Below are 1,486 nucleotides of genomic sequence, written 5' to 3'. Positions count from 1 at the left end.
AGTTGCCCTAGGACCACTTAACGTTACACGTGTTACATAACTAGATTTATCAGGAATCCATCTATCGGCTTGGACAGTATTTCCCAAAGGGTCTGTGAATGTACCAGAACGCGGCCTTGTCCAACTAACCTCTGCCCCTAGACTACCACTTGTGTTAACTGTCCAACTTAACTGACTTGCATCTACCCCACCAACATCCAAATCAAAATACAATCCATCTGAACCTGTAGTTGGAAAGTTTCTGTCGTAAGATGATGGATTTGTAGACTGAACTAAAAAGCCCTTAGTAGGACTCCATATGTTAGCTGGGCCTGCATAGCGAGGATTATCATAAGAATTGATGCCAGTAGTGCCACCCATTAACAAATTCGGCCTGACCGAACAAATAACCGGCTGTGACGGCAAAGTGATATAATAATCCACCGTCCCTCCGTAAAAACGACTACTATTTGGCACTCCATACTGTGTAGTTAAACTCCCCCCTGTACTATCTAAAGTGACCTTATAAGGCGCGTTACATATACTTAATGTGTCACTACGATTAACGGTAGTGCCATTTCTATCCTTTATTGTTAACGATATACTCCCTGATGCAGTAACACCATTTGTACCCTGACCATCCCCATCATCATCTCCCCATTTCCCTTGGCTGATTAGACTATTTAAACTAATAGATGTTGTATCCGACGGCAATACCGTATGAATATCATTAAATGTATAATTTCCACGAGGTAACATTATCGGATTGGCTGCACTTGATGTGTTAGCTGACTGAGTAATACGTCTTCCATCTGGCAACTCGATTGCCAAAAAAGTGTCCGTATTAGTTGCCTTTGTCTGTCCCCCATCAAATGTTAAATATGGCCGAGTACCTTCAATGACTCTTGATGTATGTGCCGTTAATGCCACAGAACCCTGTGTATATGACAATAACAACAATGGCGCAAAGAATAATGCCGGTTTAGATAATTTAGATAATAATGAAAGTCTAAACCATAATGGAGGTTTGGATAGCAATGGCGGCTTTAACAACCACTTGGATATCGACGATAATTTTACCGAACATGTGGCCGATGACCTGACCAAAACGGTTTCCGACGATATTTCCAAGGATGTTGCCGAAGTACCCGCCGAAAACATCGCCAGTAAAGACCTCGATGACGGCGTCCATTTCGCTACGCGAAATGACTTCGCTGATGAAAATAAGAACTGTGTCTGTTTTAGACTACGGTGAAATTGAAAAAGATTTTGAGCATAGGTTTGGCAGGCCAGATGCCAGATGCCAGATGCCATAAATGGTAACGCATTTCGATTATCATGTCAAGTAATTTTTTGTTTTATTTGAATTTTTTATAATTGACTGCTCGACTAATGAGCACTCCCTTGCTTTGAAAGCGCTTAAATTATAACCGATTGAGTAATTATGCGCTAGGTTTTTTGTTAAAAATTTGTAAAGTTTTGTTAATTGCGGGCGGTTAAGCTTTTG

1 protein-coding gene is annotated in these 1,486 nt (G+C 40.9%); it reads right to left on the bottom strand.

Annotated elements, in window-relative coordinates; genetic code table 11:
- On the bottom strand, window positions 1-1,293 hold a 1,293-nt coding region (locus tag ACYIAJ_RS11250; RefSeq protein WP_483564834.1), incomplete at its 3' end, for a hypothetical protein.
- Window positions 1,294-1,486 lie beyond the last annotated feature (193 nt).

The organism is Gilliamella sp. X-46, assembly GCF_057063525.1.
Note: the sequence above shows the minus strand (reverse complement) of the source record. Positions and strands in the feature narration are given on the sequence as shown.